The 23,781-nt window shown below is 60.0% G+C and carries 32 protein-coding genes and 1 pseudogene; 16 read left to right on the top strand and 17 right to left on the bottom strand.

Translation table 11 applies throughout. The features are described 5' to 3' along the window. Positions 1-53 precede the first annotated feature (53 nt). The 5 genes and pseudogenes from tnpB to NKH98_RS31380 all read right to left on the bottom strand — a co-directional run bounded on the left by tnpB (position 54) and on the right by NKH98_RS31380 (position 3,133). The gene (tnpB, locus tag NKH98_RS31400; RefSeq protein ID WP_352904129.1) at positions 54-209 is read right to left on the bottom strand and encodes an IS66 family insertion sequence element accessory protein TnpB; all 156 of its coding nucleotides are present in this window, start codon (positions 207-209) and stop codon (positions 54-56) included. Between the two features lie 96 nt (positions 210-305). Continuing rightward, entirely contained in the window at positions 306-608 is a 303-nt protein-coding gene (gene tnpA, locus NKH98_RS31395) for an IS66-like element accessory protein TnpA (protein ID WP_502894351.1), read from the bottom strand. Positions 609-872: 264 nt separating this feature from the next. Beyond that, the gene (locus tag NKH98_RS31390; protein ID WP_352904131.1) at positions 873-1,586 is read right to left on the bottom strand and encodes a HoxN/HupN/NixA family nickel/cobalt transporter; all 714 of its coding nucleotides are present in this window, start codon (positions 1,584-1,586) and stop codon (positions 873-875) included. Between the two features lie 21 nt (positions 1,587-1,607). Further along, a pseudogene (locus tag NKH98_RS31385) lies at positions 1,608-2,236 on the bottom strand (DUF1007 family protein). A 129-nt stretch (positions 2,237-2,365) separates the two neighbouring features. Continuing rightward, complete coding sequence (locus NKH98_RS31380; RefSeq protein ID WP_352904128.1) at positions 2,366-3,133, bottom strand: class I SAM-dependent methyltransferase; 768 nt, start codon at positions 3,131-3,133, stop codon at positions 2,366-2,368. A 359-nt stretch (positions 3,134-3,492) separates the two neighbouring features. Between NKH98_RS31380 and NKH98_RS31375 the strand changes: the two genes are divergently transcribed. Beyond that, entirely contained in the window at positions 3,493-4,074 is a 582-nt protein-coding gene (locus NKH98_RS31375) for a TetR/AcrR family transcriptional regulator (protein ID WP_352904127.1), read from the top strand. Here the strand turns inward: NKH98_RS31375 and NKH98_RS31370 are convergent, their stop codons facing one another. From NKH98_RS31370 to NKH98_RS31350, 5 genes are all read right to left on the bottom strand, one after another. Beyond that, on the bottom strand, positions 4,075-4,602 hold the full coding sequence (locus NKH98_RS31370) for a hypothetical protein (RefSeq protein ID WP_352904126.1): 528 nt from the start codon (positions 4,600-4,602) through the stop codon (positions 4,075-4,077). Between the two features lie 115 nt (positions 4,603-4,717). Then, positions 4,718-5,152, bottom strand: coding sequence for a YqaA family protein (locus NKH98_RS31365; protein ID WP_352904125.1), 435 nt, complete (start codon positions 5,150-5,152; stop codon positions 4,718-4,720). Positions 5,153-5,176: 24 nt separating this feature from the next. Then, on the bottom strand, positions 5,177-6,511 hold the full coding sequence (locus NKH98_RS31360) for a cation diffusion facilitator family transporter (protein ID WP_352904124.1): 1,335 nt from the start codon (positions 6,509-6,511) through the stop codon (positions 5,177-5,179). Positions 6,512-6,522: 11 nt separating this feature from the next. Continuing rightward, positions 6,523-6,804: a metal-sensing transcriptional repressor gene (locus tag NKH98_RS31355; protein WP_352904123.1), complete on the bottom strand. Its 282-nt coding sequence runs from the start codon at positions 6,802-6,804 to the stop codon at positions 6,523-6,525. Positions 6,805-6,931: 127 nt separating this feature from the next. After that, a complete protein-coding gene (locus tag NKH98_RS31350) occupies positions 6,932-8,002 on the bottom strand; it encodes an NAD/NADP octopine/nopaline dehydrogenase family protein (RefSeq protein WP_352904122.1) in 1,071 nt (356 codons plus the stop codon). Positions 8,003-8,315: 313 nt separating this feature from the next. On the opposite strand from NKH98_RS31350, the gene NKH98_RS31345 reads away from it, so the two are divergent. The 9 genes from NKH98_RS31345 to NKH98_RS31305 all read left to right on the top strand — a co-directional run bounded on the left by NKH98_RS31345 (position 8,316) and on the right by NKH98_RS31305 (position 15,616). Next, positions 8,316-9,287: a LysR family transcriptional regulator gene (locus NKH98_RS31345; RefSeq protein ID WP_352904121.1), complete on the top strand. Its 972-nt coding sequence runs from the start codon at positions 8,316-8,318 to the stop codon at positions 9,285-9,287. Next, positions 9,284-10,753, top strand: a complete 1,470-nt coding sequence (locus NKH98_RS31340) for an NAD(P)-binding domain-containing protein (protein ID WP_352904120.1) — start codon at positions 9,284-9,286, stop codon at positions 10,751-10,753. Before NKH98_RS31345 ends, NKH98_RS31340 begins: the two co-directional genes overlap by 4 nt. Then, on the top strand, positions 10,750-11,232 hold the full coding sequence (locus NKH98_RS31335) for a CMD domain-containing protein (protein WP_352904119.1): 483 nt from the start codon (positions 10,750-10,752) through the stop codon (positions 11,230-11,232). The genes NKH98_RS31340 and NKH98_RS31335 overlap by 4 nt, the downstream gene beginning before the upstream one ends. After that, on the top strand, positions 11,229-11,792 hold the full coding sequence (locus NKH98_RS31330) for a peroxidase-related enzyme (protein ID WP_352904118.1): 564 nt from the start codon (positions 11,229-11,231) through the stop codon (positions 11,790-11,792). Before NKH98_RS31335 ends, NKH98_RS31330 begins: the two co-directional genes overlap by 4 nt. A 56-nt stretch (positions 11,793-11,848) precedes the next feature. Next, positions 11,849-12,589 (top strand): amino acid ABC transporter ATP-binding protein, encoded by a 741-nt coding sequence (locus NKH98_RS31325; protein ID WP_352904117.1) that lies wholly within the window; start codon positions 11,849-11,851, stop codon positions 12,587-12,589. A gap of 24 nt (positions 12,590-12,613) precedes the next feature. Further along, entirely contained in the window at positions 12,614-13,441 is an 828-nt protein-coding gene (locus NKH98_RS31320) for a transporter substrate-binding domain-containing protein (RefSeq protein WP_352904116.1), read from the top strand. Between the two features lie 58 nt (positions 13,442-13,499). Beyond that, a complete protein-coding gene (locus NKH98_RS31315) occupies positions 13,500-14,216 on the top strand; it encodes an amino acid ABC transporter permease (protein ID WP_352778251.1) in 717 nt (238 codons plus the stop codon). Between the two features lie 17 nt (positions 14,217-14,233). Further along, complete coding sequence (locus NKH98_RS31310; RefSeq protein ID WP_352904115.1) at positions 14,234-14,926, top strand: amino acid ABC transporter permease; 693 nt, start codon at positions 14,234-14,236, stop codon at positions 14,924-14,926. 120 nt (positions 14,927-15,046) lie between these two features. Continuing rightward, on the top strand, positions 15,047-15,616 hold the full coding sequence (locus NKH98_RS31305; RefSeq protein WP_352904114.1) for a TetR/AcrR family transcriptional regulator: 570 nt from the start codon (positions 15,047-15,049) through the stop codon (positions 15,614-15,616). A 114-nt stretch (positions 15,617-15,730) separates the two neighbouring features. Here the strand turns inward: NKH98_RS31305 and NKH98_RS31300 are convergent, their stop codons facing one another. Next, a complete protein-coding gene (locus NKH98_RS31300) occupies positions 15,731-16,033 on the bottom strand; it encodes a putative quinol monooxygenase (RefSeq protein ID WP_352904113.1) in 303 nt (100 codons plus the stop codon). 11 nt (positions 16,034-16,044) lie between these two features. Continuing rightward, positions 16,045-16,836: an SDR family NAD(P)-dependent oxidoreductase gene (locus NKH98_RS31295; RefSeq protein ID WP_352904112.1), complete on the bottom strand. Its 792-nt coding sequence runs from the start codon at positions 16,834-16,836 to the stop codon at positions 16,045-16,047. A 97-nt stretch (positions 16,837-16,933) separates the two neighbouring features. On the opposite strand from NKH98_RS31295, the gene NKH98_RS31290 reads away from it, so the two are divergent. Further along, positions 16,934-17,851, top strand: a complete 918-nt coding sequence (locus tag NKH98_RS31290) for a LysR family transcriptional regulator (protein WP_352904111.1) — start codon at positions 16,934-16,936, stop codon at positions 17,849-17,851. Positions 17,852-18,565: 714 nt separating this feature from the next. Here NKH98_RS31290 and NKH98_RS31285 read toward each other — a convergent pair. Further along, entirely contained in the window at positions 18,566-18,763 is a 198-nt protein-coding gene (locus NKH98_RS31285) for a hypothetical protein (protein ID WP_352904110.1), read from the bottom strand. 969 nt (positions 18,764-19,732) lie between these two features. Between NKH98_RS31285 and NKH98_RS31280 the strand changes: the two genes are divergently transcribed. Beyond that, complete coding sequence (locus NKH98_RS31280) at positions 19,733-20,107, top strand: hypothetical protein (protein WP_352509986.1); 375 nt, start codon at positions 19,733-19,735, stop codon at positions 20,105-20,107. A 76-nt stretch (positions 20,108-20,183) separates the two neighbouring features. Next, positions 20,184-20,351, top strand: coding sequence for a Thivi_2564 family membrane protein (locus NKH98_RS31275; RefSeq protein ID WP_352509233.1), 168 nt, complete (start codon positions 20,184-20,186; stop codon positions 20,349-20,351). A 60-nt stretch (positions 20,352-20,411) separates the two neighbouring features. Here NKH98_RS31275 and NKH98_RS31270 read toward each other — a convergent pair whose 3' ends face one another. Next, complete coding sequence (locus tag NKH98_RS31270; protein WP_352904109.1) at positions 20,412-20,723, bottom strand: hypothetical protein; 312 nt, start codon at positions 20,721-20,723, stop codon at positions 20,412-20,414. Then, positions 20,724-21,206, bottom strand: coding sequence for a DnaT-like ssDNA-binding protein (locus NKH98_RS31265; RefSeq protein ID WP_352509235.1), 483 nt, complete (start codon positions 21,204-21,206; stop codon positions 20,724-20,726). 67 nt (positions 21,207-21,273) lie between these two features. Here NKH98_RS31265 and NKH98_RS31260 point away from each other — a divergent pair, with 67 nt between their 5' ends. After that, positions 21,274-21,456 carry a CsbD family protein gene (locus NKH98_RS31260; protein ID WP_352904108.1) on the top strand — a complete coding sequence of 61 codons (183 nt, stop codon included), beginning with the start codon at positions 21,274-21,276 and terminating at the stop codon, positions 21,454-21,456. A gap of 371 nt (positions 21,457-21,827) precedes the next feature. Here NKH98_RS31260 and NKH98_RS31255 read toward each other — a convergent pair whose 3' ends face one another. Both NKH98_RS31255 and NKH98_RS31250 read right to left on the bottom strand, forming a co-directional pair. Next, entirely contained in the window at positions 21,828-22,001 is a 174-nt protein-coding gene (locus NKH98_RS31255; RefSeq protein WP_352751950.1) for a major capsid family protein, read from the bottom strand. Next, positions 21,968-22,318 (bottom strand): major capsid family protein, encoded by a 351-nt coding sequence (locus tag NKH98_RS31250; RefSeq protein ID WP_352509238.1) that lies wholly within the window; start codon positions 22,316-22,318, stop codon positions 21,968-21,970. Before NKH98_RS31250 ends, NKH98_RS31255 begins: the two co-directional genes overlap by 34 nt. Before the next feature lie 360 nt (positions 22,319-22,678). On the opposite strand from NKH98_RS31250, the gene NKH98_RS31245 reads away from it, so the two are divergent. Together NKH98_RS31245 and NKH98_RS31240 are read left to right on the top strand one after the other, a co-directional pair. After that, complete coding sequence (locus tag NKH98_RS31245; RefSeq protein WP_352904130.1) at positions 22,679-22,930, top strand: hypothetical protein; 252 nt, start codon at positions 22,679-22,681, stop codon at positions 22,928-22,930. Positions 22,931-22,974: 44 nt separating this feature from the next. Next, on the top strand, positions 22,975-23,214 hold the full coding sequence (locus tag NKH98_RS31240) for a helix-turn-helix domain-containing protein (RefSeq protein ID WP_352904107.1): 240 nt from the start codon (positions 22,975-22,977) through the stop codon (positions 23,212-23,214). The last annotated feature ends 567 nt before the right edge of the window (positions 23,215-23,781 follow it).

Here is a 23,781-nt window from a genome sequence, read left to right as displayed (position 1 = left end):
CACGAAATATTATGTGGCGGAGGCAAGCTGGGTTTGGCCGGCCCTGACGGGCGTCAGGGCGGCTCCGCCACATAATCTCGCCCGACGCATAAGAAGGGATCGGCGGCCAGCACGTTCTGGACCTGGGCGGCCAAGCCATCCATCCCTTTGCGCATATCGCACGGCTGCGTCGCCAGATAGACCCGCACCCCAGACCCAGGCGCTATCATGCCACCGCCTTCAGAGCGACAGCACCCGCCGCAGCGCTGCCTCGCTGACCTCGGCGTCCACCCGCACGCGCACACCGCCGACCAGGACGATCTCAATCATGCCGCGCTGTTCCGCCCCGGCCGCCGCGGCTGGTAGGCAGCCGACGCGCTGCTGATAACTTCGACGGGGACCAATTCCAGCGGGGACGTCGGCGTGCGCATCTGCCGGCGCCACGTGAACAACAGGTTCGCATTGATGTCATGCCGCCGCGCCACCAGCGACACCGACGCCCCAGGCTCACAGCTCTCGGCAACCAGCCGCTGCTTCTCTTCGAGAGTGCATGACTTGCGCCGGCGGGCGCGCGCCGTCTCGCCACGAGAATGTTGGCCTGCCACTCCATCCGTCGCGATCGTGTCCATTAAGCCCCGCTCGTGGACACTATCTTCAGCGTCCAGAGCCCGACCCCTATCCGATCCGAACCCGGTCGTCACCGGGCACTTACACTACATCGACATCAAGCGCATGATCTAGCGCGATACAAGTTCGGCCTGGCACCGGGGGTCGCGGGCGTCAATTATTCGCCTGTTCCACAGATGCGCGTCGAAGCGCTCCGCCCCGGCGAAGACACGGCTGACCTTTGGCAAATGGATCTTGATCCACCGCTCGATTTGGTTCACGGCATTTCAGGCCGACGTGATCTGCCAAACCGCCACGCCCGAAAGGGCTAAGCCGGCAGCGCCCTCTATGGTTCGGGAAACGGCTTCGAACAGGCGTGGCCGACTGTCGAAAAAATGCACCAGACGTTCACGAAACAAGATCGACAGCACCGCAACGCAAGACAGCGTCAGCGCCACGCCAGCCATCATTGTGATTGCGAAAAGAATGCCGGCGACCGGAACACCCCTGGATATCGCAAAGGTCATCACGAAAAGCGTCAGCGGGCATGGGATCAAGCCGGCCATCACCCCAACCGCTTCGCCCTCATGCTTGTGGTGGTGGCCGTGGCTCAATGCGCGCCACAGCATCCAGAGGCCGATCAGCCCGAGCAGGCCGCGACTGACATCTTCCAGTAGAGGCGCACGGCCAACACTGCCCAGGGCAATGGACACCAACGGCAACGAGAGCGCGGCGATCAGCACCGCGATCGTCACATGCGTGAAGGAAAGTGTCAGCGATACCAGAAGCCCACGCCGGACGCTGGCATCCGATCCGGCGAGATAAGTGGCCAGCACGGCTTTGCTATGGCCCGGCGTCAGCGCATGCGCCGCCCCGAACAGAACACCCATGGGCAGAAAAGCCGTGAATGCCTGCCAGCCGCCGCCAGCCGACAGCAGTTTGATCTGCTCGGCCAGCGCCAGGTAGATCGTGCGTTGGAACTCGACCAGCGTCTGGAACATGGCCATCGAACCGGCTCCGGGTCAGCCGCACGTCAACTCGAGGCGCGTCGCGAAAATCTTGCCGAGATCGGTCCCCGTCGGTCGCTGAAGAACGCGTCGGTCAGGCTCTTCTGGTTCTGCGCGATGGCCGTGTCCGGATCTGGACGCACGACCGCGCGTGAGCAGCCTTCAGGCAGGCCAGCCACAGCAATCTTGTCGTCGTCGGTAAAATCGATCGCCGTGTAGAAGGTCGGGTCGTATACGCCGATGCTGACTTTTCCAGTAAGGGCCAACGGGTCCTTCGACTGCGTTTCGAACTGGACGACGAGTTGATCGTTTTCATAGCTGACGCTGAACTTCGGCGGTGGCGCCATCTTCACGTCCTCGCCGTTCAAGGTCACCATCTGAAAGTAGTTGTACTCGGCCAGCGACGCATGGACGGTGAGAGCGACTTCATCGAGTTCCTTGGCATCAAGGACAAGGTCGGAATTCTTGTCGAATTCCATCAGCACAGTGCTGGAAAAGAGGTCGTCGAAACGCCAGGAATGCCGAAGCGACTTGACCGTCCTGTCTGGACCGACGGTCAGGTCCAGCCTCGCTTCGGCAAAGACATGCGGATGGGCGCTCGCCGCCGCGGCGGAAGCGAGCAACAGCGTCGCGCCTGATACCATGCCGGTCAGTCGCATTTTTCGCTCACACTTCGCTCGTCGATTCCGCATCACGCAGACACCTGCCATTGCAAGCAGGCCGAAATGGGACATGCCAGAACAGGTCGCCATGCAACTAGCGTCTGAGCATGATCACGGCGACGCTTGCCCTGATTGGTCCTTGTTCGTCATCGCGCGAATATAGTTCAGGTTCTTGGTACCGACGGCGCCGATATCGCTGACCTGGAATCCGCTCTCGGTCAGCAGCGAGGCGACCGAATGCATATCGACATGACCATGCTTTTGGAGCCTGGGCACTCTGGACTTGCGCACCGGCCTGCCGAAATCGATGAGTAACAGCCGGCCTGCTGGCTTCAAGACGCGTGCCGCCTCGCGGATGAAGGCCGATCGAACAGGCTTCGACAGGTGATGCAGCATCAGCGTGCCGACGACGATGTCGAATTGCGCGTCCCTGAAGGGAAGCTCCTGCGCCGTCCCGTTGACGAAAGTCAGATCGAGACCAGACCGCTCGGCCTTGGCGCGCGCCCTCTCGATCATTTCGGCCGACGCATCGACGCCGGTGACGCTTCCGCCCGAACCGACCAGCCGCTTCGCTGCAATGGCAAGGGTTCCCGTTCCACAGGCCACATCGAGCATCGCTTCGCCAGGCTGGAGCTTTGCCGGGCGAAGCATGAGTTCGCGAAACCGGCCCTCGCGCCCAAAGGTCAGAACGCGCGCAAGCAAGTCATAGGCCGCCGCCCGATGCAGGACGATGCCGATGCCCCTATCGCTCGCGCTCTGCGCACCTTTGCCGACCAGCCCCCTGTGACGCAGGCTGCCCCACAGCGCCAATCCTGCGATCACCGCAAGGACGAGGCCGTGGAATGCCGCCGTCCAGGCGCCGGCCTGGATATAGCCCATGCCAATTTGGCGAGGACGAGGAAGCCGGCGACCAGCGACAGCTTGGCAAGCAGGGCCAACGCTATCACCCTCTTGCGCGAATGCGGTCCATTGGCGGCGTGATGATCAGATGAGTGCATGTCTGGCGACCTTCTGCTTCATTGTGGCGTGCCCAAACCCGATTTGAGCTCCTGGACTTGGCGTATCATGATGATCAGATGAGTGCATGTCTGGCGACCTTCTGCTTCATTGTGGCGTGCCCAAACCCGATTTGAGCTCCTGGACTTGGCGTATCATAATGGACACAATGTCTGCTAATGCTGTTGTCGGACACCGGACCGCCGAATGTCCGAAACCGGGCACTGCAGAGGGCCATGGCCATGAAAATCGAACGCGCGGGCGAGCGGAACACGATCGATCAACGCGTCGCGCGGACGCGCGACCTGCTGCGGGACGCGCTCATCGCCCTGATCCCGGAGCAGGGATATGCTGCCATCACCGTCGATGACATTTGCCAGAGGGCCAATGTCGGCAGGCCGACCTTCTATACCCACTATGCCGACAAGGATGCTCTGCGCAGCGCGACCATCGAGGCGCATCTGCGGTCGATAGGCCGCAGGCGCGAGGTGGCAAGTCAAGAAACAGGTAGCCGCCTGTTCGAGTTCAGCCTGCCCATGTTCGAGCACGCCCATGCATTCCGACCGCTTCACCACGCATTGCTTGCAAGCAGCGGCGATACGATCCACGACGAATTGCGTGAGCGTATCCGGCGAGCCGTCCGGGAAGAACTCGTCGAGAAACGGATCGGCGATCGCGGCATGCCTGCCGAATTCGCCATTCAGTTCATCGCCGGCGCATTTCTTGCGATCCTCGCCTGGTGGGTCGCCACCGACACGAACCTTTCGCCGACACAGGCAGACGACCTGTTCCAGAGGATGGCGGGAAAAGGCATCGGCGCCTGACTAGTCGTCGGCTATCGAGCTTGCAATGATCGTGTTCGATCTCCCCGTGTCGACCGGCGATGTCAAATGGACAAGCTGCCTGCGATTGCCTGCAATCAATATGTAGAGTTTGGAGACCTGATCTCCATTCCGGTCCTCGCTGATTTTTTCAGCGTCCGTCCAGGCGAAAAAGCGTTGCTCGAATGTAGCGCGGTCGACGTCGAACAGTCTGATGGAGCAGGTCTGCACGGCCTTGCCGTTCAAGGTGGCTTTGGTCACCGCGATCATGGTTCCGGCAGGTAGATCGTGGCCAGTCACCGCCCATCCTTGAAAGGCATCCACGTCATCGACTGGGGCAAGCGCTGCGTCACCGGATAGCGGTGTCCATCCACGCGTCTTCGCCACAGCGGCGGTTCGCTCGAAGTCGGGGCCATGGGCAAGACAGGTTTCGTGAAAAGCTTCTAGCCCCAGATCGACATTGTCGGCATACACCGGCGCCGAAGACAGGCACATAGTTGCGAGCGCCAGGACAAAGATGGCCTTCGACATTGAGCGCACCTCCAGTTGGAGAGCGAGGCAATAAGCATAGCCGAAAATGGCCCCTCCGGCATTGTAGTCAAGCCCAGCCGGGACCATTCCCACGCATTTCGATCCATGCGCGAGGTCAAGTCAGGTTCAGCGTCACTGCGGCAAGAACAAGATAGCGGCCGACCTTGGCGGCAGTGACCAGCAAAAGGAAACCCCGAAAAGGCTCGCGCAGGACGCCGGCGACGACAGTCAGCGAATCACCGACAATCGGCAGCCAACTCAGCAGGAGCGACCATTTTCCATAACGACGATACCATGCTTGCGCGCGTTCCAGTTGCGCTTGGTTCATCGGAAACCACGGCCGGCCCCGAAAGCGCTCGATGCTTCGCCCGAGCAGCCAGTTGATCACCGACCCAAGCACATTGCCGACGCTTGCCACCGCGATGAGAAACCAGGTCGAGTAGTCCGCAAGCAGCAGCCCGACCAGCACTGCTTCCGATTGCATCGGGAAGATCGTCGCTGCGAGCAACGCCGCCAGGAACAAACCGGCATAAGCTGCGAGATCGCTCATTGAACCGCGTATCTGTCTGTCGACCTAATGATGGTGACCTTCGGGTTCGACCATCTTGAACGGCAGCACCTGCTCGCGATCCTTCGCGGCCAGGACCAACCTCGCCTGGAACTCATGAGGCTCGGCCGGAGCCACCGTGCTCTCAAGCCGATGATGGTTGTCAGCGACAGGCTCGAGGCGAAGCGTCTCCGGCCCGTTGGGGCGGTCGATGAATACCGTCGCCGCCAAATCGTCGGCATGCCGATCGATGGTCAGCCGCATCCGCTCGCCGGCCGGTGTGTCGACGATTTCCAATGTCCCTGCAGCCAGATCGCAGGCGACCTTGAAGGGCTCCGGCGCATGATGGTGAGCATGAGAGGCTTCCTCGCCCTTGGCGGCCGGCCCGGCCGGGCTCACCAGGCGGACATTGGCTTCCGCCAACGCCGGCAAGTGGGCGAACAGCTCCTCCTTGAGGGCTTCGGTCACGCCCAGCACGTCCTTGGCCGTCGCCATGTCCGGAACGCTAATGGCGACGTCGGCATGCAGACGATGACCTATCCATCGCGCCTGCACGCTCTGGACGCGCTCGATGCCGGACACATGCTCGGCGGCATGATTGATTTCATCGACGATGCCGGGCTCGACGCCGTCGAGCATGCGGGTGAGGACGGCTTTCGACGACTGCCAGACGATGGCGAAGATCGCCAGCGTGATCAACAGTCCGATGATCGGATCGGCGAGCGGAAAGCCCAGCCAAACGCCGATAGCACCCAGCACAACCGCCAGACTGGTGAAGCCGTCGGTGCGCGCATGATAACCGTCGGCGACCAGCGCCGCGCTGTTGATCTCGCGGCCGACCCGGATGCGGAACATGGCAACGGCTTCGTTGCCTATGAAACCGATGACGCCCGCGATGGCGACCCAGCCAAGAAATGTGATTGGCTTCGGATTGATCAACCGGTCGATCGCCTCGTAGCCGGCAACGATGGCGCTGAACAGGATGATGAGAACAATCAGAATTCCGGCCAGATCCTCGACGCGGCCCAGCCCGTAGGTGAACGTCTTGCTGGGTTTGCGACGGGCCAGCATGAAGGCGACCCACAATGGGATGGCGGTGACCGCGTCGCCGACATTGTGGATCGTGTCGGCCAGCAGCGCCACGCTGCCGGACAGGAACACGACCACCAGCTGAAGTGCCGCGGTGATGGCCAGTATGACGAATGACCATTTTATCGCCCAGATACCCCGGTCGGTCGTCGCGATCGTCGGATCGATGACGCCGTGCGTGTGGCCGTGGCCGCCCTCGCCGTGATCATGCCCATGGCCGCCCATGCCTTGCGTCACCGGGCCGAACCCGAACCAATCGCGAACTTTGTCCATCCTGGCGTTTCTCACAGGTACTTGGTGATATCTTTGAACTCGTCGATCGAGCGGCGCTGATCGCGCGCCAGCGGTCCGACGACGTCTTCAAGGCAGTGGTTGAGGTGATCCTGGATCAAGGTCTTCTTGGCCTGCGAGATGGCCTTCTCGACAGCATGGAGCTGCTGGGCGATGTCGAGGCAGGGTCGGCCCGCTTCGATCATTTCGATGACGCTCTTGAGATGTCCCTCGGCCCGTTTCAGGCGCTTGACGATATCGGGATGGGTTTCGTGGATGTGAGGTTGCTCGCTCATGCCTTGATACTATCCTCCTGGAGGGGATGCAACAAGCCTCAGAGGGGCCTCGATTCTGGTTTAAGCAACAACCATTCGTTGGGATTGGAGAGTGGTCGTCGCTTCAGCGATGCAGCCCTTTGTCTCGTCAAAATCCCTCGTGGCAAAGGTTTTCAAAATCCGCTTTTGCCATCGCCTCGATGCCGAGTGCAGGAAGAATATCATTGTCTGCCTTGAGATCGCGACCAAAAGCTGCCGAGAATATGGAAATTCCAGATTCATGGAGGGGCGCTGAATTGCCGCTCATCTTCCCCAACAATACGGTCGGTAGCAGTCCGAACGGAACGTCCTCCAGAATATAGCGACTTTCGATCGTTGTGGGGCCCAAGCCGCCGCGGCCTTGGCGTTCCATCTCCTGGTTCATTTCCGAAACGGTGCCCATGGGGACGTGAAACGACAATGAAAAATGCTCTTCAACTGTGCGCACGGCAATTCCAAAATGGGCGGCGATCGCCAATCGTTCCGCGTCCAGGGCCTCGATAAGACGGCCGACAGCCGGCGTGACGTTTCCGGCCTGGCTCCACTGCTCTCCCTTCTCCATCCGTGTGAGATTAAGAAGGGCGATCCCGAGATGGTTCTGCGGATTGAGGTTGCTAAGCGCAATCGCAAGCAAACCGTCGCGCTTGACGAAACGATCTCCGAACAGGGTCATGCAAAGGTCGAACCCTTGGTCCATCGAATCGAAAGGCAGCGTCGCGACATCGAGCTTCTGGCGAATGCTGGTAACATGGACTTCTGTTGGTCCGGACTGGCGGCCGGTCACGAGTGTTGTGCCCCAGACGACGATCGGCAGGCTTACCTTGCGTTCCGACAACTGCTTGGAAAGATACAGCGCTCCGAAGGAACTGTGCGAACTGATGATGACAGGCGTTCCCTCGCTCAGGTAAGGAGCGGCAGCATCCATAACCTTCTTGTGCCCGTTAGCCGGCAGGGCGATCATCACAACGTCTGCAGAGGCGATGGCCTCTTTGCAATTCTTGGCGATACGCACCGGCACCGTTGCCTCGATAGCGCCCGTGGCCGTTAGAAATTCGCCGGCGGCGAGTGCCTTGGTGCGCTCTCCTGACGGCGACCAAAGCATCGGATCATGTCCCGCCTCTGCCAGGTAGGCAGCAAGGCCGTAAGCAATTGCGCCGGCCCCCAGAATACTCACGCGCATAGGATTTCTCCTGTTCCAGTCCTTATGGATCGCGGCTTGAAGGCCGTTGCTTTGTGAGCACGCAGGCACAACTCGATCGAAACCCATCGCTTCCTTGCGCCCGCCCACCCATGCGATCGCCACTCCACGGGATCAACTGGAACGCGTTCGAGCCACATGGCCGGGACGGTCGACGACGCTCTGTGGGTTGGCGAACCATTTCGACCTACCTCGAATCACCGACACGTCCCCGGCCATATTTCATTTCCGCCTTGACATATATCAAATTTGCATGAGACGATCGTACTAATACATAGAACGCATGTAGGCGTAAATGGAAACTCGAGATCTCCAGGCCTTCCTTGCTGTTGCTGCCAGCGGCAGCATCACCAAGGCGGCTGACGTGCTCGGACGTTCCCAGCCTTCGGTGACCCGCACCATCCAGGACCTCGAGGTGGAGCTCGGCTTCGAATTGTTGCACCGTGTCGGTCGACGCGTGCAGTTGTCCGAAGAGGGTGCGGCTTTCGAGGAGGAAGCGCGGCGCTTGCTGATGTCCTTCACCGAGTTGGCAGCTCGGGCCAAAATGATTGCCGCCGGCAGAGGCCGGATCCTGCAGATTGTCACCACCTCTGCGATCGGAACCGGCTTGATCCCGAGGGCCATGGCCGAGCTCAAGGGTGTCGAACTTCCGCACGAGACGCATCTCGGGCAGTTTCTTCCTTCGATCGTTGCCCAGGAAGTGCGCAGCGGCCGTGCCGAGATCGGTTTTTCGAGCCTGCCGCTCGACACGCCCGGCCTGGATGTCCTGAGGCTCTATTCGGCACCCGATGTGGCTGCCGTGCGGAAGGACGATCCGCTGGCTGAGCTTGATGTGATCCCGCTTTCGGCTTTTGCCGGTCGACGCGTCGCCACGCTTCTCAATCCGCTGCGTTTTCAGTTGCATGTCTCCAAGGCACTGGCGGCCAGGGGCATCGACACCGGTCCAATGATCCGGACCAATACCGCGTACGGTGCGTTGCAGATCGTGCGCCAGACTGGCGCTGCGGCAGTCATCGATCCTCTCACCGCTTATGGCGTCGCCCTGCCTGATGTCGTCATCCGCCCGATCGACGTGACCGTTCTGTTTTATTGGGGCGTTGTGGCCGCCGAAAAACGCCCACTTCGTCCGGTCGCCAAGGCGTTGATGGACGCGGTCGAAGCGGTTGCTGAACGCTCGATCGCCGGTTTCACGAAGCTCGATCCGGCCTTGGCCGGCCAGTTGGTGAACGGTTCTGAATCCGGCACAAATCACGGGACTGGAATATGAAGCATACCCCCACACTGCCGGCCCCGGCGGGGCTCGCTGCGCTGGAAGCGCAGCTTGCACAGGATCTCGAGTTTCTCGAGCTGCCGGCCAAGCCTTGGGTTCCGACGCGCACGGAGAATGGCGTCCCGGTCCGTGACGTCGTTGTCATTGGCGCCGGCATGTGCGGACTTGCCGCCACGGCAAAACTGGTGCTGACCGGCATCACCAATGTCGTCGCCTACGATGCGGCTCCGGCCGGGCTCGAAGGACCATGGGTGACCTTTGCCCGTATGCAAACGCTTCGGTCGCCCAAGACCTTGCATGGTCCGTCGCTCGGGCTGCCTCATCTGACGTTCCGCGCCTGGTATACGGCGCAGTGGGGAACCGACGCCTGGCAGGCGCTTGACAAGATTCCGCGAGGCCAGTGGATGGATTACCTGGTCTGGTACCGCAAGGTCCTTGCTCTGCCGGTGCGCAACAGCGTGCGCATAACCGGCGTCGCGCCCTCCGGCGATCTGATTGCAGTCGATGTCGAGGGCGCCGAAACGGGCCGGGTTCTCACCCGTCATCTCGTTCTGGCCACAGGCCGGTCGGGTCTGGGCGGTTTTGCCGTGCCCGATTTCCTTAAGGGCATCGATCGCGCCTATTGGGCTCATTCTGCCGACGACATCGATTTCGACGCGCTGAAAGGCAAGCGTGTCGCGGTCATCGGCGCTGGTGCCTCTTCCATGGACAATGCCGCGACGGCGCTCGAGGCTGGCGCCGGCTCTGTGGACATGTTGATCCGCCGCAAGGAAATGCCACGCATCAACAAGCTGACCGGCATCGGCAGCCAGGGTGTCGTGCTCGGCATCCATGAACTACCCGACGCGTGGAAGTGGAAATTCTTCGACTACACCGCCTCGACCCAGACGCCGCCGCCGCGTTCTTCGACGCTTCGCGTATCTCGCCACTCCAATGCTCGGTTCTTTCTCGACTGCGGCATACTTGCGGTAAAGGAAGATGCCGGGGGCCTGCTGATCGAAACAACGCAGGGGCCAATGCACTACAACTTCCTGATCGCTGCAACCGGCTTTTCAAACGACTTCAGTGACCGCCCGGAATTTGCCGCGCTCGCCCCGCATATCCGGACCTGGTCGGATGGTCGGTATTCAGCGGAGATGGGGCCGCCGCGGGCAGGCATGTCGGATGCGCCGGATCTCGGTCCTGCCTTCGAGTTTCGCGAACGCATTCCCGGTTCCTGCCCGATGCTGGCACATATCCACTGCTTCAACGACGCCGCCATGCTGACGCACGGCAAGGTCTCGGGCGACATCCCGGCCGTCAGCGCCGGTGCCGACCGTCTTGTGCGCGGCATCGCATCGTCACTTTTTGCCGAAGATGTCGAAACCCACTTCGCCAATCTGATGGCTTACGACACGCCAGAACTTCTGGGCGACGAATGGGTCGATTCAACTCCCCTGCTGCAGAAGGAGGCCGCGTTGTGATCGACGCGATGGACAAGGCTGCCGGCCTTTCACCGGACGATACCCTTTTCGCCGCACGGCGGTTTCGGCCCGAATTCGTGCAGGGGGCGGAGGAATGTCGCGTCTCCGTCCTGCAGCCGGCAAACGATCAGGGGCTGGCGCCGAATTTAAGGGTTGCTCTGGCCCGTCGCATGGCCGCCCTGAATGGCGATCCGGTCCTGATGGCCGAATACGATGTGCAACTGGCTCAACTTGGTCCGACTGAGCAGCTTCTGGCCTTGGCTCAGGGGGAAACGGATTTGAATGAACCCCTGGCGACCATCGTCCGTCATGTTGACCTGATCACCCTGACGCCGAAAAAGGCGGAAGCGAGCCATATCGCCCTTCTCGCTAAGGCCGGATTGAACAATCCTCAGATCGTCGCGCTCTCGGAGCTGATTGCCTTTGTCAACTTCCAGACACGGGTGGCGACCGGCTTGCGCCTGATGAGGTCGACATGATCTCCTCGGTTCGTCTGAAGCCGTTGAATTGGCATCCATATATCGCGCCGGTCGAGCTGTCCGAGGCCACGCCGGAACAGCTTGAGGCGATGAAGGTCACGCCATCGGCCAAGAAAGTTTCGGAATATGTGCGCACCCTTGCGCATGATCCAGAGAGCTATCTTGCCCGCACCGTCTTGTTCAACGCAATCATGTATGTTGAAGGCGGACTTGCCCGTCCCGACCGCGAGCTTGGTGCCTTGGGTGCCTCGATCGTCAATGGCTGCAAATTCTGTGCCGTTGTCCACGCCCGCAGGCATGCAGAGCTGACCAAGAGCGACCAGGTGGTCACCGCGTTATATCTCGACAAACCTGAAGCGCTCGGCCCTCGCGATGCGGCAATCTACAGCTTTGCCCGCCGCCTGTCGGCGGCCCCGTCGGAAGCGACGGCAGACGATATTGCCGCGCTTCGATCAGTCGGCATGGATGACTGCGAGATCATCGACCTGATCCACGCCATATCGATCTTCGGCTGGGCCAACCGGCTGATGCACGTTCTCGGCCATGCGGAGAGCGGGTGATGATATCGCATGCGGTCAAGGCACTCCGTCCCACACTCTGAAGGGCACCAACCAGAATGCTTGAACTCAAAGATATAAAGCTGTCCTACGGAAGCACGCAGGTCCTGAACGGCGTCAATCTCTCGGTAAAGCGAGGTGACGTTGTGTCAATCATCGGCCCAAGCGGCACCGGCAAGACTACTCTGCTGAAATGCATCAACTACCTGGTTAAGCCGGCATCTGGAACCATCGCGTTCGATCAGATCCAGATGGATTACCAGCGCGCTGACAAATCCGCGATCCAGGCGATCCGGCTCCGGACAGCGATGGTCTTTCAGCAATTCAACGTCTTCAAGAACATGACCGTCCTCCAGAATGTCATGGATCCGCTGGTCGTCGTGCAGCGCAAATCCACCGATGAGGCCCGTCAAATCGCGCTCAAGGAGCTTGAACGAGTTGGCCTCTCCGCCAAGCGGGACAGCTACCCGTCCCAACTGTCAGGCGGCCAGCTCCAGCGGACTGGAATCGCACGAGCGCTGGCGGTTCGGCCGGATGTGATGCTCTTCGACGAACCGACGTCATCGCTTGATCCTGAGTTGGTCGGTGAGGTTCTTAAGGTGATCAAAGACGTCACGTCGTCCGGGATCACTTCTCTGCTTGTGACCCACGAGATGCAATTCGCAAGGAACATCTCAAACCGGATCGTCTTCATGGATCGGGGCGTGGTTGCCGCCGATGGCAGTCCGGCTGAGATCTTCGATACGCCTTCCAGCCCACGACTTGCGCAATTCCTGCAATCAGAACTTGCTTTTCAATAACTCAACAAGAAGGGAACCTAAGAAATGTCTGCAATCAAATCCAGTTTTTCCCGTCGTTATGCCCTGGCCGTCGTCGGCAGCATCGCAATTGGCCTTGCGGCAGCAGGGATCAGTTACGGTCAGACCGTTCGGACCATCAAGATCGCGACGTCTGCGGAATCCAAGCCGCTGGCGTGGGGTGCGATCGGCGTCGAACCACAAGGCTATGAACCCGATCTCCTGAGGGCGATCAACGCAAAGCTGCCGCAGTACAAGTTCGAGATGGAAGGTGTCTCCGACATCGCGCAGGAAACCGGCCTTGCCACCGGGAAATACGACATCGCGGTCGGTGGCTACTACAAGTCACCCGAGCGCGCCAAGCAGTTCTTCATTCCGGAAAACCCCATGGGCGCCAGCCTGATGAAGATCTACAGCAAGAAAGGTAGCGGCATCAATGAAATGAAAGACCTGGTCGGCAAGAGGATCGTTCCGACCACTGCTGGCGGCGGAACCTACAAGTTCATCATGAACTGGCAGAAAGAAAATCCGCAGTACAAGCTTGACGTGACGGCGTCCAGCGCCGGAATCCCGTATCCAAACCGTTTGGATGAGGTTCAGAACGGCAAGTTCGACGCGCTGGTCCTGCCTTCAAATCTGGGTGAGCAGACCGTCATCGATGAAAAGAAGCTCGACATCGTGGCGTCCGAACCAGTCTTCACCAACAACACCTATATGCTTATTCACAGGTCAGATGAAAATAAGGTTCTTGTCGACGACGTGAACAAAGTTCTCAAGCAGTTAAAAGACGACGGCACGATCGAAAAGCTCTCGCAGAAGTGGTTTGGCGAAGGCATCGTCAAGTATATGAAATGACACGATCTGAGTAGATATCGTCAGCGCAAGGCTGAATTGCAAGAAGGAGTGTTTCAAAGTGGATGTTTCTGCTATGATTCCCGAGTTGCTCTCGGCATTGCCGCTGACGCTCGCCATCACGTTTACCGCCATGTTGGTCGGCTTTTGCTTGGCGCTCGTCGCGACAACATTGCGGGTTCGCAGGATACCAGTGATCAGCCACCTCAGCGACCTCTACGTGTCCTATGCCCGCAGCGTTCCCGTCGTCCTCCAGTTGTTCGTCGCGTTCTACGGGCTCCCCCTGTTGGTGGCCCTCTTCGGCTCCGCAGATTTCTTCTCGCCGACGATCGCTGCGATGGTCGGACTGAGCTTTTACCATGGCGGCTATCTGTCGGAAGTCCTGCGGCCCGCATACCTGGCCGTCGATCGCGGCCAGCATGATGCAGCCGACAGTCTCGGATATACCTTTCGCCAGAAGATCACCCGCATCGTGGGGCCTCAGGCGGTGCACTTCGCATTGCCGGGCTATGGAAACTCCATCATCTACCTGATCCACAACGTTGCGCTGGTCATGTACATCGGGGCGGCGGACGTGATGGCGACCGCGCATTTGATCATGGAGCGCGACTATAACCAGTATCAGTTCGAAACATACCTCGTCCTGGCGGTCATCTATGCGCTGATGTGCCTGATAGCGTGGTTCATCGTGCACTTGTTCGAGCTTCGCTCGCCGATGCAAGCGCCTGAGGCCACGGCAACAGCTCAGATCAAGAACACAGCCATTGCCAGCGTCTGACGTAAGGGTATTCAACCATGTTCGAGACCGATATTTTGCTCCAGGACACCCAGGAAATCCTGGGCGCCGTACCTGTAACGCTTGGAATGGCGCTCACGATTTTCGTCTTGTCGACGCTAGTCGGCAGCATTTTTTCACTGGTCGAATATAGACGAGTGCCGGTGCTGCGAGAGCTCGTCATGGCCTATAAGATAGTCTTCAAGGGCGTTCCGATGGTCATCGTGATTTTCCTCGCCTATTTCGGTCTCCCCCCGGCATTCCAGTTCCTGCTCTCGTTGCTCGGGATCAACTTCAACGCCCACGAAACACCCAACTCGGTCATTCTTGTTATCGCAGTGACAGGCTGTATCGCTGCGTTCCAATCCGAGATTATCAAGGGAGCCCTGAACGCCTTCGACACAGGTCAGTCAGACGCCGCCCATTCGCTTGGCTATACAAACGGCCAACTGTTCCGACGGATTCTGTTTCCCCAGGTGGCTCTCACGGCAATTCCCGACCTGACAACCTCGATGATGGTCATCATGAAGGCGCTTTCTCTCGGATTCGCCATCGAGGTTGTCGATATCTTCGCGCAGTCCCAGTTGACCGCCGCGCTGAACTACTACTACCTCGAAGCCTTCGTGATTGCCGTCGTGATCTACATGGTGATTGCCTATATCGTCACCCAGATTGCCGACAGGCTGGAACAGGCCCTTAGGGTACGGACGTGAGGGCAAGCATGTGGGACAGGATCGCCAAGCTTCGGATATCGAGCCGCACCTGGGAGGCAATTCTTTTGGGGATGAAAAGCTTGAGGCGAACCTCAAATAGCCGATGTATGTACTGGTGATTTGACGCGATTCCATAGACAGTGGTCCTCCGCTATCACCATCCCGCCCGACGCTACGATCGCATGCTCGGACAGGCTTTCGCCGCTGCTCTATTCTGCAGCGAGAGCGGAGAGCCTGTTCCAGCGCGTGCTCGAAGACGCCTATGTCGATATTCGAACGGCCGAGCAAAAGCTGGAACTCGATCATCTCGACCCCAAGGAAGCGCTGGAAAGGCTGGTGCGCTTCACCTGGAAATATTATCTCGATAATCCGGAATTCCTGATCATGGTTAACAGCGAAAACCTGCACAAGGCGCGCCATCTCAAGAAGTCCAAGGTCGTTCAGGCCATCAGCCGACGTCTGGTCACGATGGTCGACACGCTTCTGGAGCGCGGTGCAAAGCAGGGCGTATTCCGGGACGGCGTCGATCCGGTTCAGTTGAACAGCACGATCGCCGCCATCGGCTACTTCTACTTCACCAACCGCTTTACCGGCGCCATCATCTACGAGCGTGATCTGATGTCGCGGGAAGCTCTCGATACAAGGCTGCAGTTCAATATCGATACCATCATGCGCCTTGTCAGCAAGTAGCCGTCGTTCCAGGATGGAATCTCTTTTGCACGGGATTAGACGGGGATTGCGCGCAGGTCCGTCGGCATATATCCGACCCGAGCACCACCGTGTTCGGATGACGGATGCCCCATGTCAGCCCGCGACTTTGGTTAGGCGGTGCAGGGCGAAATCGGCGAAATAGTCACCGACGCCTCTCGCCTGGAAGCGCTGCATCGCAGCGCCGTCCATATGCGCGCGCCACTCGTCTTCGCTTGCCCAGGTCTCGACGAAGATGCGGATCCGGCCATCATCGAGCGACTGATGCAGTTCGTAGCGCAGGCAGCCGTCTTCGAGCAGCGTCTCTTCGACCAGCTTTTCCTGGGCTGCGCCGAGCGCCGCCTCCTTGCCCGGTTTGGCGGTGGTGATGGCAATAACGGTAAGCGGTGACTGTGACATTGATACCTCTGTCAGGCGATGGTGTTGATGAGGCCGCCTTCGGTGCGCAGGGCGGCGCCGTTGGTGGCTGATGAGCGAGGGCTGGCGAGATAGGCGACGAGGTTTGCGACTTCTTCCGCCTCGATCATGCGCTGCAGGATCGATGGGGCGCGTGCGCTGGCGAAGAATTCGGCCTCGATCTGCTTGATCGGTGCGGACGGGTCGCTCGCCTGGCTGCGCAGGAAGGTCTCGATGCCGTCCGAACGGGTCGGCCCCGGCATCACCGCGTTGACCGTGACGTTGGTGCCGCGAGTCAGTTGCGCGAGGCCCCGCGAGATCGAGAGCTGCGCCGTCTTGGTGGTCGCGTAATGGATCATGTCGGCCGGAATGGCGAGGGCGGATTCGCTTGAGATGAAAATGATCCGACCCCAGTCCCGCTCCAGCATGCCGGGGAGATAGGCGCGCGACAGACGCACGCCGCTCATCACGTTGACGTCGAACAGATGGCTCCAGTCCGCATCGGTGATATCGCCGAACTGCTTGCTCTCGTAGATGCCAAGATTGTTGACCAGGATATCAATCGCTGGCGCGCCCTTGGCGATGAGGGCCGCGCCCTCGGCGCTGGCGGCGTCGGCCAGGATGCCGCTGACGGCCTTGTCGCCCGGCGCCTTGACGGTGGCGATCGCCGCATCGAGCCTCGCCCGGTCGCGGCCGGTGATGATGACGATTGCGCCTTCGAGCGCGAGTGCGCGGGCGATTTCGAGCCCGATGCCGGCCGTGGCGCCGGTGACAAGGGCGGTCTTGCCCCTCAGCTGCAGGTCCATGAAAAGTCTCCAGATTGTGCCTGGAGGCAATTTATGATTTGAGAGCTAGAAGAACTATTGCCAATACAGGATATGCACCTGTGAATGAAGATCACCAATGCCGCGCATCCTGATGGAACGGTCAGGCGAGATGGAGGTGTTCGCCCGCGTGGTGCTGGAGGGCGGCTTCTCCGCGGCGGCTCGCAAGCTTGACATTACACCGTCGGCGGTGAGCAAGCTGATCGCCCGGCTGGAAACGCGCCTCGGCACGCGCCTTCTGTTGCGCACGACGCGTGCCATCACGTTAACCGAGGAAGGCGAGGCCTATCATCATGCCGCGCTGAGGATCTTGCAGGACCTGAACGACGCCGATCAGGAAGCGTCTGGCGGGGCGGTTCGGGGGCGGCTGCGGGTCAACGCCACCATCCCGTTCGGCACGATGTTCGTGGCCCCGGCCATGCCCGCATTCGTCGCCCGCAACCCAGATCTGGTCGTCGATCTGAGCTTCACGGACGGGATCGTCGATCTCGTCGCGGAGAAAATCGATGTCGCTATCCGCATGGGCAATCTGCCGGACAGCGGTCTGATCGCGCGCAAGCTCGGGCAGAGCCGGCGCGTCATCTGCGCCGCCCCTACCTATCTCGAGCGTCGGGGCAAGCCGGAGATCCCCGCCGATCTCGAGCGCCATGACTGCCTGACCTTCAACTTCCGCCGCGCCCGGCCATCCTGGCCCTTCCGGTTCGAGGGTCGCGACGTCGCACAGCCGGTCACGGGTAGCCTTGTCGTGAACAATGGCGAGACCCTGAAGCAGATGGTGCTTGCCGGCGCTGGCATTGCACGGCTGGGGCTTTTCCATGTCGCCGCCGAAATAGCAGATGGAAGGCTCGTGCCACTACTCGAAGACTGCAATCCAGGCGACCTCGAACTGGTCCATGCCATCTATGTCGGTGGCGGACCGCTGCCACACCGCGTACGTGCCTTCATTGAATATATGGTCGAGGTGCTCGACGAAACGCCCCTCCTGAAGGGGATATAGAAGCGGCGCGTCAATTCGGTTTGTTCAGTCGCGACAGGTCGAAGCCTGGTAAATCGAGAACGCACCCGATGCTTTCCAGATGCATCTGTGAATCGGCACGGAAGGTTGACCCCTCGGCCCAAAGGCAACAAGTTCATGATTTGCTAGCAGCTTCGCGATCAGGGTGGCGTCAGCATCGGCTGCTATCGTGACCACGCCTGGTTTTCATTTTATTTATCAGCGAAGGCAAGGAATCAATCTTCGTGCTGATTCAGATTTTTCGCTTCGGGATGGAAGCCGACCGGGCGAGATCGCGCGCGATTGCAGTTCTCGACAAGTCCGGCGGCTGATCGGCGACGACGCTCTGTCTTCGGCGACCAAAGGCATTATCGCCGCTCGACTTATCTCGCTCAGCCGCAGCAACGAAGCCGGAAGTGGTGGTTCGATGAGTGGGGGGAAAGGCGGTAGCGCTCTCCCGCTACCAAAATTATCTCCATAATCCCAAGTACTTGAGTGGAAGGATGCCTCAACGAGGGCACCCTTCCATGTATCGATGGGGCGCACCTCGTCCACTCTGGCGCCCGATCCCAGCCGTCTTTGCATCTCGGGCCGCGCGCTCAATATCGATTAATGACCGTGCAGCATCTGTCGTGCGCTGCTCTCTCTCTCTCTCTCTCTCTCTCTCTCTCTCTCTCTCTCTCTCTCTCTTTGCGTCCAAGTAGCCAGCGTCGCTCCCTAAAGTGCATGCCGCCGACCTGGTGGCACGGCGCTTGATCGAACCATGGCCTTTGCTTCCCGGAGCAGCGATGCCCATTGGAGCCCGAGAAGGAAGATAAGCTCTCGGGCCTGTTCTTCGGTAATGCCGGTTTCTTTGACCAAGCGTCGAACGACGATTTCAGGGCTGTTCGGCGCTCTATCCTGTTCGTCAGCCATGGGAGAAAACTCCTTACGCCAAACATCCCTATCTGGCGCCTGTTCCCAAGCGCGTGACGAAAAAGCACCGAGCCCCCGTAGGGAATGGCTCCACTGGCAGCTTCAGCACGGCGAGCGTGGTCTGTCCTGAGAGGCCGGCCGGCCGGCTGCTCGGGCGTCAGCGGCTCAAGCGGCGCCGGTGCTGGCGTGATGGCAAAAAACGGCGGAAGGGGCGGAAACGACGAATGGGTTCGTCAGCTTGTGCCACAGATTGTAGACATAGGAAAACGGGCATCGTAGCGCGCCTTGCCCACTGCGGCCGCCAAAGGGATCGTGACGGAACGCTGATAGGTTTCCCGACCTTCCGGAGGGTACCCTTCGATCAAAGCGCGACGGTCAAGGGTGTACGTCGAGGGGACGTGGACTGTCCCGGGGGAGTCGGTAACGAAGCGCTCCACGGTGGCCGCGCATACCCAGTTCTGGACAATCGGATATGGAGATCGGACGCCGCCCTGCGGCACATCCGGGGGTCAACACCGTCACCCCCTCGAATGTGATCGGAGAATTGTCCAGCGCCGATGAGACCACGCTGGCAAGGCCTGCTCCGGCCAGGCCTTGCATGGCGACGTGCTGAACCCGAGGGTGTTCTTGCGGCGTGTGCTTCCAACCCTTTGTGATCGCATCGGGCCATACCGCACCCTTGGCGATCGCCTGCTCAAATGCGATGTGTCTTTGGATGCTCCAAGTGCGGCAAACGTCTCGTGCAGCCCGATCCTGTCGGCGCGGAGCTTCAGCAGTCCGTCGGAATATCGGGCGGTGATCCGGTCCACCAGATTGGTAGGGATTGCTTTACCATCTCGGATCGCAGATGTGATCGTTCGGTCGAAACGTTTGTCGCGTTGCTTCCGAGTCAGATAGGCCCGCAACTGGTCGGGCTCGCCAGAGAGCAGTTCATCGCGGGCTCGGGCAACATAGTCGCTCTGAACTGTGGTGAGCCCGATCACCCCGCCTTTTCTGCTGCCGGTCACCCGATTGATGCGCCCGACCACCTCCAGTGCCGTCCTGGTCGGATTGGCGCCGCAGCACGACCGGAAAGCCGCTTGGATCGCGAAGCGCCGGCATCTGCTCGACGCTGGCAACGCCGCCGCCGTTGAAGGTCTGCCGGAGGGCCTCTTCCAGGGGCCGAAACGCGGCCTCGTCGAGGTTCATCGCCTGGATCGCGCCGTTGATGTCGCCGCGCTCAAGGCGCTCAACTATGCGGCGCAGGACGATGTTCGAGCGGATGTCGTCGATCGCCTCGATGAACGCGGCGCGCAGCATCGGCTCATAGGTCGAGACAAGCTGTTCGAATCGCTCGCGAGGTGATAGGCGCTTTAGCATGTGGAACTTTCAGGCCACGCAACGCAGTGTTGCTGGCTAGTTTTCATGTCAGTGAGGGGCAATGGCCGGCACACCTTTGATCAGTATTCTGATCACTTTCCTCGTCATCGTTCTGGTATTGTATCTCGTTAACCTGCTGCCGCTTGACGGCCGTACCCGCCAGATCGCTCGAGTTGTCGTGATCATCATCGGCATCGTTTCATTGCTGAAATACCTCGCGGTATTTTAAGCCGCCACAATGCGATATACGCCACCGGCGTACCTGCCGGTGGGATGGGCCGCAGGTCTTTCATGACCAGCTCGGCGCCGTCGATGATGCCGTCATGGCGGTGACAATGGCCGGCACCGCGAACGTGATCTGGTTGTCGGTCGCCACAATCAGTGTCCCCCGTCGACGTATTTCTGAGAGACTCGGCGTCTCGCGGCCTCGAGCGGATAATCTGTCACCGTCGGAGTGCCCGGTATCCATGGCATCGATGGGTCTAGAGCGCCGGTTGTGCTTTCTCCGCAGAAAGACCTCTCCCTGCCCTAATCCGCCCTCGCCATCCGGCTGGAGCACTTCCGTGACCATTTCGGCCATGTCGTCGTAGAAGCCGGCCATCTACACGACCGAAATATCAGGCAGACCGTAGGCGGGACCGATTAGCGGGGCGGGCAAGCCCTCGATGATGGTCGAGACCGGCGCATCCGGTGCGAAGATGTTGCCGCTGTCACCTGGTTCGAAGAACTCACGCTCGATGCCTTCGACCTTCTGACGCTTCACCTTCTTGGAAGCGTCAAAGGAGATCGACAGCAGGCCGGGCTTAACCAGTTCGAGATATGCGGCTTCATACGAGGCGTCGATCACCCGTTGCGGGATCAAATCGCTGGCGAGCGTCGAGCCGTAGACCGTGGCGCCGGTGCGCGGCCATGCACGTTCCTGCGCCAGTCCGCCTGTCGGCACGCCCTGAAAGCGCATATCGTAGGTGCCATCGATGTAGACGCTGCCGCGCTGACGGGCTGCCGCGATCGTCCCTGCAGGCACGGTATGGCCGGCTGCGGCCGCATAGGCTGTGAAGCCTGCATCGTCACCGTATCCAGCCATGCCGATCCTGCTCACTCTGGAACATTCAGGTTCCGCTCACGTTGAGTTCTGCAAAAGGAGAAGAACCATGCACAAGGACGAAGTTAAGGGTTCCGCGAAGAAACTGCGCGGCGATGTGAAGGATAAGATCGGCAAGGCCACCGGTGATGATAAGCTTCGCGCTGACGGGGCCGCTGATAAGGCCGAAGGCAGCCTTCAGAAAGGTTTCGGCAAGGCGAAGGACAAGATCCGAGACGCCTTGAAGGATTGAAAACAAGGGCCGTCCGTCCCAAACGGGCGGCCTCCGCCGCCGCAACCATCCAGGCATTCCGCCGACTTAGCGTCGACGAGTTCCTTCAGCTTTTCGGTCGAGACGCTCCTGGCATATTCGATGCCAAGGTCATCCGCCTGCTTCTTCAGGTCCTCGCGTTCCCTGTCGGCAGCGGCCTTGCCCTGGAACTCGGCCGATTGGGACGAATCCTTCCCAGCAAAACGAGAACCAGCCGGTTGCTTAGCGACCTTTAGTTCGGCAGAGCTCATCTCAACATCGACGGTCTGGCCGGGATCGAGAGAACCGGAGCGCTGGTTGTGTTGATGCCGCGCGGGCCGGCTTGGCTATTGGTGACTTTCATCATCGCCTCCTTAGATGCGGTCGAGATAGCGGATCGACTTCGGCCGACTGATATCGACGCCGCCGAGACGGAAGATGCCGGGCACGTCGAATTTGATCGGCTTGGTCTGCCATGCCGGCAGGAACTGGAACGGCATCGGCATGTGGAACTTCAGCACCTCGGGCGAGCGGCGATAGGCCACCATGCGCTTGGTGCCGCCGGCGCCAGACGTGTCGAGATAAGCCGAAGGCTCCGCGGATAGTGAGCTCGCCGCCTGTGGTCAGGGTGTAGATGTTGTTGCGCTTCACCCAATTCCAGGATGGTCGTTTGGTTCACCGCGTCGATGCGGCGCGTCGAGATGTCGAGCAGGACCGAATACGGCAGGAGCAGCGTATCCGTGATTTCAACGCCTAGCATGCCGGCGAAGATGCCGGTCAGTTGGCCGTTGATGTCGCGGAGGATCTGATCCGGCGTCGTGGACGCGAACGTCGTCGCCAAACCCGTGCCGTCGGCCGGGCCCACGGCGGTCCGTATGCTATGCAAGATAGCCAACTGCTCGTCGCTGGCTAAGCGACAATGGCCAATGCAATCCCAAAACGAAGATCAGCGGTCGATGCGCCTGAGCGAAGCCTCGTTCGCGAGCGGTGGGCAAGCATTCTGACGTCAACCGTTCCGATTTGCACGCCATTGCCGCCGTTTTCCGAACCCTACGTGGGGGACATCTTCCTAACAGCGATGTGCATTCGTAAGAAAAGGTCGCATTCCAAATTGGCGCGGCGCGGGATGTCTGGCTTGGTGGGTCCGCGGACGAACGGTGTGACCAGCGTAACCGACTCGCCAGACTTCACCCCACTGCCGGTTGTACTTTTCGGGTTGACGGCTGTGAAGGCTGACGCGATTTCTTATCCTCCACGTGGTCTCTCTCGCGAGGAAGCAGCGCGCTACGTTGGCGTTGGACCGACGCTATTTGACGAGATGGTCGGCGATGGCCGCATGCCGAAGCCTAAGCTCGTCAACAGTCGCACGATCTGGGATCGTGTCACCCTCGATAGCTCCTTTTCGTCTTTGCCTGACAAAGAGAGTGGTCTCCGGGTGCTTTTGGAACGAAGCGGAAAAAGTGCTAGGCGTAGGTGACTACGCAGATTGCGTATACGCTGTCGGCGTAGTATGATTTCCATGTGAGCAAACGGGTTGACGTCAATGATAAAGACGAGCTCTCGCGAGATGTGAAAGCTTGGCGGGCAAGAGAAGGATTCACGGCAGAAAGCGCAGCGAAATTGTTGGGCATCCCGAAGCGCACATATGAGGGCATAGAGCAAGGTCGAGGTTTCCCCTACCCGTTGCTCCTTCGTCTCGGGATGCAAATCACGGCTCTTTCACCAGATGGGATAGCCCAAGGGAAGCCAAGTGAAGAGTAAGTGTCGTAGAAGCCTCGAAGGAGGGTTTGATGGCTAAACACCCCGACTACCCTGGCGCCTCGTCGCGCGTCGTCAACGGCAAGGAGTACTGGCGCTTTCGGGCCAATCCGCATGCTCAACAATTGCCCTCTCCGGCCGGCCGGGTGACGAAATGTTCGAGACAGCGTACCGTCGCGCAGTCGAAGGTTGCGCAGGCAAAGCGGAGATTATTGACGTGCCGGGCCGCGCCCTGCCCCGCACGTTCGGCCAAGCGGCACGCCGGCTCGAAACTACAATGGAATGGGCTGAATTCGATCCCGCAACGCAAGCCAAAAACCGCAGTTTGATCGAGCGGTTCCTCAATATGGCTGTCGACCCCAAATATGCGCTGACATGGCGCGACGTGCCGGTGGAATACCTAGATGCCGACAAGCTTCGAGCTATCATTTGCCGTATGCGCTCTGGCTGGTGTCGGGCGTATAGATCAATCCACCACGCTTGCCGCCGAATTTGGCGCATTTCAGCTTCGGAATGAGATCGTCCGCCATCGCTGGCGCGTCCGGACCGGACCGATCCCGCGGGCTTCAC

It is taken from the genome of Mesorhizobium sp. M0833, assembly GCF_040319905.1.
GTDB lineage: Bacteria > Pseudomonadota > Alphaproteobacteria > Rhizobiales > Rhizobiaceae > Mesorhizobium.
This window is presented reverse-complemented; position numbering and strand designations above follow the sequence as displayed.

Excerpts from the sequence above, each read along its gene's own strand:
- NKH98_RS31350 (WP_352904122.1), bottom strand. The coding sequence starts at position 8,002 with ATGCGCGTGAGTATTCTGGGGGCCGGCGCAATTGCTTACGGCCTTGCT.
- NKH98_RS31260 (WP_352904108.1), top strand. The coding sequence starts at position 21,274 with ATGCACAAGGACGAAGTTAAGGGTTCCGCGAAGAAACTGCGCGGCGAT.
- NKH98_RS31330 (WP_352904118.1), top strand. The coding sequence starts at position 11,229 with ATGATCTCCTCGGTTCGTCTGAAGCCGTTGAATTGGCATCCATATATC.
- NKH98_RS31380 (WP_352904128.1), bottom strand. The coding sequence starts at position 3,133 with ATGGGCTATATCCAGGCCGGCGCCTGGACGGCGGCATTCCACGGCCTC.
- NKH98_RS31300 (WP_352904113.1), bottom strand. The coding sequence starts at position 16,033 with ATGTCACAGTCACCGCTTACCGTTATTGCCATCACCACCGCCAAACCG.
- NKH98_RS31345 (WP_352904121.1), top strand. The coding sequence starts at position 8,316 with ATGGAAACTCGAGATCTCCAGGCCTTCCTTGCTGTTGCTGCCAGCGGC.
- NKH98_RS31365 (WP_352904125.1), bottom strand. The coding sequence starts at position 5,152 with ATGAGCGATCTCGCAGCTTATGCCGGTTTGTTCCTGGCGGCGTTGCTC.
- tnpB (WP_352904129.1), bottom strand. The coding sequence starts at position 209 with ATGATAGCGCCTGGGTCTGGGGTGCGGGTCTATCTGGCGACGCAGCCG.
- NKH98_RS31295 (WP_352904112.1), bottom strand. The coding sequence starts at position 16,836 with ATGGACCTGCAGCTGAGGGGCAAGACCGCCCTTGTCACCGGCGCCACG.
- NKH98_RS31275 (WP_352509233.1), top strand. The coding sequence starts at position 20,184 with ATGGCCGGCACACCTTTGATCAGTATTCTGATCACTTTCCTCGTCATC.
- NKH98_RS31310 (WP_352904115.1), top strand. The coding sequence starts at position 14,234 with ATGTTCGAGACCGATATTTTGCTCCAGGACACCCAGGAAATCCTGGGC.
- NKH98_RS31320 (WP_352904116.1), top strand. The coding sequence starts at position 12,614 with ATGTCTGCAATCAAATCCAGTTTTTCCCGTCGTTATGCCCTGGCCGTC.
- NKH98_RS31265 (WP_352509235.1), bottom strand. The coding sequence starts at position 21,206 with ATGGCTGGATACGGTGACGATGCAGGCTTCACAGCCTATGCGGCCGCA.
- NKH98_RS31285 (WP_352904110.1), bottom strand. The coding sequence starts at position 18,763 with ATGGCTGACGAACAGGATAGAGCGCCGAACAGCCCTGAAATCGTCGTT.
- NKH98_RS31340 (WP_352904120.1), top strand. The coding sequence starts at position 9,284 with ATGAAGCATACCCCCACACTGCCGGCCCCGGCGGGGCTCGCTGCGCTG.
- tnpA (WP_502894351.1), bottom strand. The coding sequence starts at position 608 with ATGGACACGATCGCGACGGATGGAGTGGCAGGCCAACATTCTCGTGGC.
- NKH98_RS31290 (WP_352904111.1), top strand. The coding sequence starts at position 16,934 with ATGCCGCGCATCCTGATGGAACGGTCAGGCGAGATGGAGGTGTTCGCC.
- NKH98_RS31325 (WP_352904117.1), top strand. The coding sequence starts at position 11,849 with ATGCTTGAACTCAAAGATATAAAGCTGTCCTACGGAAGCACGCAGGTC.
- NKH98_RS31370 (WP_352904126.1), bottom strand. The coding sequence starts at position 4,602 with ATGTCGAAGGCCATCTTTGTCCTGGCGCTCGCAACTATGTGCCTGTCT.
- NKH98_RS31270 (WP_352904109.1), bottom strand. The coding sequence starts at position 20,723 with ATGGCCGGCTTCTACGACGACATGGCCGAAATGGTCACGGAAGTGCTC.
- NKH98_RS31355 (WP_352904123.1), bottom strand. The coding sequence starts at position 6,804 with ATGAGCGAGCAACCTCACATCCACGAAACCCATCCCGATATCGTCAAG.
- NKH98_RS31255 (WP_352751950.1), bottom strand. The coding sequence starts at position 22,001 with ATGGTGGCCTATCGCCGCTCGCCCGAGGTGCTGAAGTTCCACATGCCG.
- NKH98_RS31360 (WP_352904124.1), bottom strand. The coding sequence starts at position 6,511 with ATGGACAAAGTTCGCGATTGGTTCGGGTTCGGCCCGGTGACGCAAGGC.
- NKH98_RS31375 (WP_352904127.1), top strand. The coding sequence starts at position 3,493 with ATGAAAATCGAACGCGCGGGCGAGCGGAACACGATCGATCAACGCGTC.
- NKH98_RS31390 (WP_352904131.1), bottom strand. The coding sequence starts at position 1,586 with ATGTTCCAGACGCTGGTCGAGTTCCAACGCACGATCTACCTGGCGCTG.